9 protein-coding genes are annotated in these 7140 nt (G+C 48.9%); 5 read left to right on the top strand and 4 right to left on the bottom strand.

The features are described from left to right. Together DXZ20_RS32510 and DXZ20_RS32505 are read left to right on the top strand one after the other, a co-directional pair. A partial coding sequence (locus DXZ20_RS32510) for a LysR family transcriptional regulator (RefSeq protein ID WP_163703691.1) occupies positions 1 to 780 on the top strand: 780 nt, incomplete at its 5' end. 70 nt (positions 781 to 850) lie between these two features. Next, complete coding sequence (locus DXZ20_RS32505) at positions 851 to 2329, top strand: amidase (protein WP_163702889.1); 1479 nt, start codon at positions 851 to 853, stop codon at positions 2327 to 2329. A 124-nt stretch (positions 2330 to 2453) separates the two neighbouring features. Here the strand turns inward: DXZ20_RS32505 and DXZ20_RS32500 are convergent, their stop codons facing one another. Continuing rightward, positions 2454 to 2927: an MOSC domain-containing protein gene (locus tag DXZ20_RS32500; RefSeq protein WP_163702888.1), complete on the bottom strand. Its 474-nt coding sequence runs from the start codon at positions 2925 to 2927 to the stop codon at positions 2454 to 2456. Between the two features lie 535 nt (positions 2928 to 3462). On the opposite strand from DXZ20_RS32500, the gene DXZ20_RS32495 reads away from it, so the two are divergent. Beyond that, positions 3463 to 3681, top strand: coding sequence for a DUF2811 domain-containing protein (locus tag DXZ20_RS32495; protein ID WP_156828329.1), 219 nt, complete (start codon positions 3463 to 3465; stop codon positions 3679 to 3681). Positions 3682 to 3881: 200 nt separating this feature from the next. On the opposite strand, the gene DXZ20_RS32490 is transcribed toward DXZ20_RS32495, so the two are convergent. Further along, positions 3882 to 4025, bottom strand: coding sequence for a hypothetical protein (locus tag DXZ20_RS32490; RefSeq protein WP_163664646.1), 144 nt, complete (start codon positions 4023 to 4025; stop codon positions 3882 to 3884). Between the two features lie 490 nt (positions 4026 to 4515). Here DXZ20_RS32490 and DXZ20_RS32485 point away from each other — a divergent pair, with 490 nt between their 5' ends. Next, complete coding sequence (locus tag DXZ20_RS32485; RefSeq protein ID WP_163702887.1) at positions 4516 to 4998, top strand: hypothetical protein; 483 nt, start codon at positions 4516 to 4518, stop codon at positions 4996 to 4998. Between the two features lie 10 nt (positions 4999 to 5008). Further along, positions 5009 to 5566 (top strand): TetR/AcrR family transcriptional regulator, encoded by a 558-nt coding sequence (locus DXZ20_RS32480; protein ID WP_163702886.1) that lies wholly within the window; start codon positions 5009 to 5011, stop codon positions 5564 to 5566. Here DXZ20_RS32480 and DXZ20_RS32475 read toward each other — a convergent pair. Continuing rightward, positions 5563 to 6747, bottom strand: a complete 1185-nt coding sequence (locus DXZ20_RS32475; RefSeq protein WP_163702885.1) for an MFS transporter — start codon at positions 6745 to 6747, stop codon at positions 5563 to 5565. The two genes, DXZ20_RS32480 and DXZ20_RS32475, sit on opposite strands and share 4 nt — an antisense overlap. Positions 6748 to 6842: 95 nt before the next feature. Beyond that, positions 6843 to 7040 (bottom strand): Rossmann-fold NAD(P)-binding domain-containing protein, encoded by a 198-nt coding sequence (locus DXZ20_RS38805; RefSeq protein ID WP_431732022.1) that lies wholly within the window; start codon positions 7038 to 7040, stop codon positions 6843 to 6845. Positions 7041 to 7140 lie beyond the last annotated feature (100 nt).

The raw sequence follows: 7140 nt of genomic DNA, 5'->3' as shown, positions 1-7140 counted from the left end.
GCTCTGGAGGAGCGATTAGGCATTCGGTTATTGGCCCGCTCCACTCGTAAAGTGCGCATGACAGATGCTGGATCAGAATACTATCGTCGCTGTTCTGAACTGGTGGCAGGGCTAGAAGAAGCCAACCAGGTGGTGGTGGGTGAGACGGCTGAGGTGGTGGGGCGCATTCGCGTGTCGGCAGCAGGAGCTTTTGCAGAACGCTATGTGGCCCTCGCTTTGGCAGAGTTTGCTCGACAGCACCCCCAAGTGCACATCGACATCGACTTTAATACCCGTAATATCGACCTGATTGATGAAGGGTTTGACTTTGCCATTCGCTATGGAGTGCTGCAAGATAGCAGTCTTATTGCTCGCAAACTAACCGGGCGCACCCTGGTGGCCTGTGCCAGTCCTGACTATTTACGGGCATGGGGTAAGCCCATCGAGCCAGAGGAACTGCGCGACCATGCTTGTTTAATTGCCAATACCGACCGCTGGCGATTTTCCTACCCTAATGGAGAACGGTTTATCCGGGTATCTGGGGTCTGGCGTAGCAACAATGGACCAGCGTTAGCAGCAGCAGCTGTGATGGGATTAGGCATTGCCTATTCGCCTCGGGTAAATTTGGCGGAAGCTTTAGAGGCTGGACAGGTATTGCCTATTTTGCAAGACTTCTGGGATCGGGATCGCTCTACCTGGATTGTGTATCCCAATCGTCAGCATTTACCTTTGCGGGTACGTCGGGCGATTGATTTTTTGGTGGACTACTTTCGTCAGCGTCAGGAAACACTGGCTGTGTAGTCTAACGCCTACCGTCTTCACCTCCAGGCAATCCTATAATGTGTCCTTTAGCCTATGGAAAATCAATCTAATGAGCGATCTGGTGTTTCTACCTGCCCATAAGCTGGCAAAAATGATTCGGGACGGCAAGATCTCTGCTGTAGCGTTGCTAGAAGCTCATTTAGACCAGATTAATCGATATAATCCTCGGCTGAATGCTATTTGCACTTTGGATGCGGAGGGGGCAAGAAAACAGGCGCAACAAGCAGACGATGCCCTGGCAAAAGGAGAAAATTGGGGACCTTTGCATGGTGTGCCCATGACTGTAAAAGATATTTTTGAAACTGCTGGTCTCCAGACAACGGTGGGCTATCCGCCTCTAAAAGATTATGTTCCCAAGCAGGATGCCACCGTGGTGGCTCGTCTAAGAGCAGCTGGGGCTGTAATTATGGGCAAGTCTAATTTGGCGGAACTAGCGGCAGATTTTCAAAGTACGAATTCTCTTTTCCCTCGGGTGAATAATCCCTGGAATGTTGACTATACAGCTGGAGGGAGTTCAGGCGGCAGTGCGGCGGTAGTGGCAGCCGGATTATCGCCGCTGGAGATTGGTAATGACATTGCTGGATCGGTACGTCAACCCGCTCATTTTTGTGGAGTATATGGGCTAAAGCCAACAGAGCGAAGGATTTCCACAGCAGGTCATATTCCAGAAACACCTGGAATGCCCCACTGCCTGCGGCAAATGCTGACCATAGGGTGCTTTGCCCGTTCCATAGAGGATTTAAGGTTGGGATTCTCCTTGCTAGCAGGTGCTGATCCACGACGCCCAGAGATTCCGCCAGTGCCTTTAGATGTGCCTTCTGACAAAGAACTCAGTGAGCTAAAAATTGCGTGGATTTATGAATGGCCAGAGATTCCGGTAGCCGCTGAGATTCTTGCAGCGATGCAAACGGTGGTACAGACTTTAACAGAAGCTGGAGCCCAGACAGATCAATGGTCACCAGGTGATTTTGATTTGTCTGAGATATGGACGCTGTATGGTCAAATGGCGGCCTATCTTAATAACTACGCCCAACCTAAGGATTGGTATACGATCCGACGCAGTTTAACACTGTTATATCGAACGGCAACCCAGGGCGATCGCAACCTGCGTCAATTAGGTAATTTTGCCAAGTTCTGGCCAGAGCTGTTGCGACCTAGCCTCAAGGGTTACTTTGAAACCCTGACGGAGCGCGATAACTATATTGCTAGGTTGGATGCAGCCTTAGAACCATGGGATGTCTGGCTGATGCCCGTGGCGGCGACAGCAGCCTTTACCCATCGACCTGCCTGGACTGTTGTGGAAGTCAATGGCAAACAATATCCCCACAGTATTGCCAATGGTGCCTATACGATTCCATTTAGCTTAAGTGGCCATCCGGCGGTTGTCATACCCGTGGGGCAAACATCCCAAGGACTACCGGTAGGGGTTCAATTAGTGGGAAAACGTTGGCGAGAGATGGAATTGTTAAGCATTGCCCAAATGTTAGATCAATACATTGGAGAATGTTGGCAACCACCGGGATATTAGATGCCACACCTTGTAAGGTGCCCTATCCATGCACCGAAACCAATGCGGCACAAACGAGGGGGGGCTTTATCAGTGGGTTCTGGTAAGACCCTTAGACAGCCGCAGCCTTGCAGGGCAAATTGTTTCATGTGAGCTGTATGTTATTTCCGACGTGGACAAGACCCGGAGATAAAACGCGGGCATAGAGACGACTGGTACCGGGATGGTGTTTTTGGCTAATGCGGCTGTAGCGACGATCGCTGAAGTAGCGGCTAATGTGGCGGCAGGGGGCGGCATAGTCGGTGATCAGCAGCCGAACTGTATCGCCAAGCTGAAGTTGCATATTCGGTTCAAGTTGTGCCCACGTGAGGCCAGCCACCGTGATATTTTCGCCAGTGCTGCCTGGTGCTATGGGGTGGCCTTCGTTTTGTAAGGTTTGGATGATATCGGCGGACCAGAGGCAAACGGCACGGTCTGGGCCACCGTGATATTTGAGGTTGCGTTGGCGATCGCCGGTGAGACCAGCTGGGGTGATTTGAACTTCGAAAATAGGGCGTTTGGGAGTGCCGCCGTCAGAGATGTTGATTTGGACGATTTGACCTGAGGATATTTTTTTCATAGGTATTAGGCAGTGGTCATTGGCATCTACCCCCAAAAATTAACGAAGGTTGGCGTTGAGCCGTATTTATGAAGTGCCAACTTTCGTCCCATGCCACCGAGGTCTATTTGCGTAAATTTGCGACTTTATTTTTCTTAAGAATAGAAGGCGTTTTCCCCAGGGTTTTCCGTGACTTTTCCCCAGTTCACATGGAGTTATCCACAAATTAAGACGAAGATTCAGTGCATTCAGCCCTTTTGTGGAAAATGATGAAGACCGGGGATCGCTCTCAGTTTGTAACGATAATTAACAAAAAAATGGGCTGAACCCTATTGGTGTCGTCAGCCTAAATTTCGAATTAGAACATTCCCAAAACTGACGGACATTGCGAATTCCTAGGGTCTCCTGCACAATGAAACACCACTGCACCAGGCGACCTAGTTGCGTCTTCTTTGTCCTGTGTTCCAAATGTCGTTAGCCCTCCGTGGCACGCTTGGGCAAAGAGTTTGTACTAGGCTCCAGTTTGTTGTGTCTATACATTTATTTCGTTATCTTTATGACTCCAATGACCACAGCTCCAGCCACTGTCAGCCTCATGATCGAGATTCCCGAAACGCTACATCAATCAATGCAGGATTATTTGAGCACCCATGAACTGTGGAGCCAGGAACGGGTGATGCAGGCCGCTCTGTCTCTCTTTCTCATGCAAAATGGTGTGAATCAGCCCCAGGTGAATAAACTCTACCTGAACAGTTTGTTCGGCTGTGCCGCATAGCGGTTGATCGGCTACGTGCTCTTCATCGTGAGTGTCCAATCCGCCCGTGTCCAGTCATCGGTCCTGTCGATGATCTTAGCGTCGGCATCAGCGACTCACTCAGCAGTGCAGAAATTAAGGCTTAACGGCATAAAAGGTCCCTGATCAATTGATCAGGGACCTTTTAGAGTTAATAAAAAAGAGGAGAGTAAACAGCGCGCTTACATTGGTTCAGTAGCAACCTGCTGAATAGTACGCATCAACATAGAGCGCTGACGGTTGCGCGATTGCTGACGATTGGCATGCTTAAGAAGGCGTCCTTTATTCTCAACAGAGGTTAGGGGAGTAACAGGATGTAGTGTCATGGGATTAACTTCCTCAATACAACGTGATGTGTCTAGAAATTGAGGTGCGTTCCTTCGGATGGCAGTGCATAGAAGCTCTGCTGCCTACTTCCATGACCCAACTCACTAGCAAAAGAAGTAGTGAATGGATCACGAACGTTCATTTCTGTATCTATTGTTACCGTTTTTCTAGAAAGTCGTCAAGTGTTCTGGTAAACATTTCTAACTTTAGGCGTCTAAGCTTTAGGTATTTGACCGACGGTGCTGCTCATCATTGCACTGTCAGTCAATATCAAAAAATGTGATTCTTATGGGCGTACTGGGCACTATTGCTCTATGAACAACGGCTGTAACTAATCATTGAAAGTTCTGCCGTTGCTGCTTGAGAGGATGAATCGATCTGCCAGACTTACCCTAAACTCGTAATTTTTCAGATTAAATCTTTCTGAGGATCACTTTCTGAGGATCAGTAACGCCAAAATTACTACTCATACGCACGCATATGGAGAGTATGAAACCCTTACTCACAATTTCTATCGGTGTTGGCTCTGCTTTAGTGTTCTTTGGTTCTGCTACCCAGGCACAGTACGATTCGTTTGAGCCCCCATTGGGTTTTTATGTAGATTATGTTTGTTCCAGTCAAGAGGGATTGGAAGACCTCAATGTCGAGTTGTTTACCACCCAAGGGGGATTATTTCTGACTAGTGACGAGAGAGATTTTCCTCAATTTCTGGGGGTCAGCGACGAGCTGAGTCCCTATGCTGACTACAACGAATTTGGTGAGCCATGGGCATGGGAGTATGAGTTTACTGGCAGTTCAGTAGATGAACAATTATTCTATGATATTGTTCTGTTAGATCAGTGGAACTCTGATGACAGTGAGTATTTGAGAGTAACGCAGTATCCGCCAGAGTTAGATGGAGCACCTCGGGCACCCGTTGTTCTGAATTATGTTTGTGAGGTGACAGGAGCCGGTGTAAATCCTTTCTTGTAGGCTGCTGGCATTGGATTTATTGCATCTTCAGGTATTTTATGAATGTGGGCTGCATGCGGTGGGTGTGGACCGGATGATTGCTGAGGCGAAAATTGCGAAGACGAGCCTCTATCGCTACTTTCCGTCAAAGGATGCGTTGATTCAGGCGTACTTGGAGCAACGGAATCAGCAGTTTTGGCAGTTGTTGGAGGCATTTTTAGCGAACTGTGACCCTGAGCCCATGGCTCAGCTGGTAGGCATTGTGGATTTCATTGCCCATTTGCTAGAGATGTCTGACTGTCAGGGCTGTCCGTTTTTGCTGACGGCCAGTGAGTTTGCGGATGCAGAGCATTTATCGCGGCAGGTGGTTTTAGAGCATAAGGGGAGTGTGTGCGATCGCATCACAACCCTAGCTACAGCTGCCAATCTCAACCAGCCCAAAACCCTGGCAGCCCAACTAACAATGGTCATTGACGGCGGCTTTTCCCAAGCCCGATATTTAGGAACTGAGCAGATCGGCCATACTTTTAAGAGTGCTGCCATGGCCTTAATTGCCCAGGCTGTTGCAAAGTCATGCAAGTCGACCTAAACCAGGTGCTGACTGCGCAATCGCTTTTGCTGTAACCACAGCACCACCAACAGAGTGAGCAGCACCAGCGGCCAGCTCATCTGATTAAGAAGTTCCCAGTCAAACCGATGAAATATTGGCCCTGCTAGGAATGTAGCTAGAGCGACAAAGCTAAACATAATAAAGTCGTGGATCGCCTGAACTTTTCCTTTCTCCTCAGGTGTATGGGTTTCTGTGAGTAGGGTGGTGGAACCCACGTACATAAAATTCCAACCTAGGCCCAGTAACAATAGGGCAATAGTAAAGTGCCAAAAGCTGGTACCGGATAAATTTAACCCCATACAAGCCAGATTTAGCACTGTTCCAGTCACGATAATTTGCAACGTGCCGAATCGCTTAATCAGCCAGCCCGTCACCAGCGAGGGAGCAAACATGCCAAGCACATGCCACTGAATGACAGAAGCCGTTTGCTCAAAAGAGTAGGTTGCTGCTGCCATGGCCAACGGCGTAGCCGTCATCACAAACGCCATGACACTGAAGCTGACAGTGCTTCCCAGGGTAGCTACCAAAAATTTAGGCTGTCGCATAATCTCGGCCAGCGTTCGTGTGTTCTGGGTATGGTGAGCTGATGTCATTGAAGGAATCTGCAACCCTAATAACAAAAGACTCGTGAATACATGTAGCCCCAGCAGTGCCACTAGCGCACCGATGTATAGCTCACTGTTAAACCATCCTTGTGATCCTGTGGCCAACCATGGTCCCAGAATGGCTGCAATGATACCGCCTGCTAACACCCAAGAAATTGCTTGCGATCGAAATGCGTGATCGGCCACATCAGCTGCTGCAAAACGATAGTAACCAAAAAAGCCACCGGAGATACCGAGCACCGTCATGGAGAGGGTAAACAGCCAAAAATTAGCAATGGCGAGACTATAAATACCGACACCCGTACCAACCAGACCGATAAAATTGCCCATCAGAAATCCATTGCGTCGCCCAATTCTCTGCATGAGTAGTGAAGCTGGGATCGTGGCTACCATCATTGCAACTTGGCGTATGGCCAGTGGTAGTGTGGCCAGGGCTTTGTCTGTGGCGAGGGCGTAGCCGATGAGAACAGCAACAGTGACCAAGACCGTATTAATGGTCATGGCCGTCGCCTGACACAAGGCCAGTAGAGCAACCTGGAATTTAGCGGATTTCATGGGAGTGGATTATGGTTAGGCTTCGAGCCTAGCATGGTTGTCCTTGGAGATCTATTTATGATCTGTAGTATGGCTATCTATGGGATTGATTTAGGTTAAAACCGTTCTACCCAGGGGCGTAATTCTATTTCCCAGGTCCAGGCGCTGCGGTGTTGTTGCAGAATATGCCAGTAGCTGGTGGCATATTCATCCGGTTCCAGAAATCGATCAGGACTGTCCGCAGATTGTTGTTGCCCTGGTGGCAGGATGGCTCCATCGATAATGACGATGAGCGCTGTTTTGAAATCTGTCATGGTTTTTCCTTGGGGAATATGGGATGTTATATCAAATCCAAACGTATGGCTGCCTCTTGTGGTTACCCTGCGATATCTAGCAGCACAAACCGAAATTCCA

This window comes from Adonisia turfae CCMR0081 (genome assembly GCF_011009555.1).
GTDB classification, from domain to species: Bacteria; Cyanobacteriota; Cyanobacteriia; order Phormidesmidales; family Phormidesmidaceae; genus Leptothoe; species Leptothoe turfae.
Note: the sequence above shows the minus strand (reverse complement) of the source record. Positions and strands in the feature narration are given on the sequence as shown.

Bases quoted from the DNA above. Each gene is read 5' to 3' on its own strand.
- DXZ20_RS32505 (WP_163702889.1), top strand. From the start codon at position 851: ATGAGCGATCTGGTGTTTCTACCTGCCCATAAGCTGGCAAAAATGATT.
- DXZ20_RS38805 (WP_431732022.1), bottom strand. From the start codon at position 7,040: ATGACAGATTTCAAAACAGCGCTCATCGTCATTATCGATGGAGCCATC.
- DXZ20_RS32490 (WP_163664646.1), bottom strand. From the start codon at position 4,025: ATGACACTACATCCTGTTACTCCCCTAACCTCTGTTGAGAATAAAGGA.
- DXZ20_RS32495 (WP_156828329.1), top strand. From the start codon at position 3,463: ATGACTCCAATGACCACAGCTCCAGCCACTGTCAGCCTCATGATCGAG.
- DXZ20_RS32475 (WP_163702885.1), bottom strand. From the start codon at position 6,747: ATGAAATCCGCTAAATTCCAGGTTGCTCTACTGGCCTTGTGTCAGGCG.
- DXZ20_RS32485 (WP_163702887.1), top strand. From the start codon at position 4,516: ATGAAACCCTTACTCACAATTTCTATCGGTGTTGGCTCTGCTTTAGTG.
- DXZ20_RS32500 (WP_163702888.1), bottom strand. From the start codon at position 2,927: ATGAAAAAAATATCCTCAGGTCAAATCGTCCAAATCAACATCTCTGAC.